The sequence below is a fragment of the Polaribacter sp. BAL334 genome, assembly GCF_015767435.1.
In the GTDB taxonomy this organism is placed as follows: domain Bacteria; phylum Bacteroidota; class Bacteroidia; order Flavobacteriales; family Flavobacteriaceae; genus Polaribacter.
The window spans coordinates 1-489 of record NZ_JADWOV010000222.1 but is presented as its reverse complement, the minus strand read 5'-3'; the positions used below and the strand labels follow the sequence as shown (position 1 = coordinate 489).

Genomic DNA, 489 nt, shown 5'->3' with positions numbered 1-489 from the left:
TTTTGTTGGTTTAAATTACAATATTCCATTGAACGATTGGTTGTATACTGGAGCTGGTTTTCACACAGCAGTAACTGGAGATCAAGGAGGTTTGTTCACTTTAGGAGTAAATTTAGGTATTAATACTAGAATTTACAATAATCTTTTTTTTGATGCTAATGTTCATTTTGGTGGTGGGGGCGGATTTAGAAGCTTGGTAAATGGTGGAGGAATCATTTATCCAAATGTTGGTTTGCAATATAAATTAAAAGGCTTTTCTTTCGGAGTTCAATATGGTTATATGAACTTTTTTACAGGGATTCAAAGGGATGATAATGTATCTTTCTTTATAGAAATTCCCTCTACATTAAGATTTGGCTCTTATAAAGAATCTCAAAAAACCTTTGAAGTAGAAAATCTTTCAACAGATAATTTTTGGAAAAAACCCGCTGTAAAAAGTGTACAACAAATTACATTTGATTATTTTTTTCCAATTGGAATGTCAAGAGC

General features: G+C 31.3%; 1 pseudogene. It reads left to right on the top strand.

From position 1 onward, the window contains the following. Positions 1-489 (top strand): annotated as a pseudogene (locus IU405_RS01980) (hypothetical protein); the annotation flags it as partial.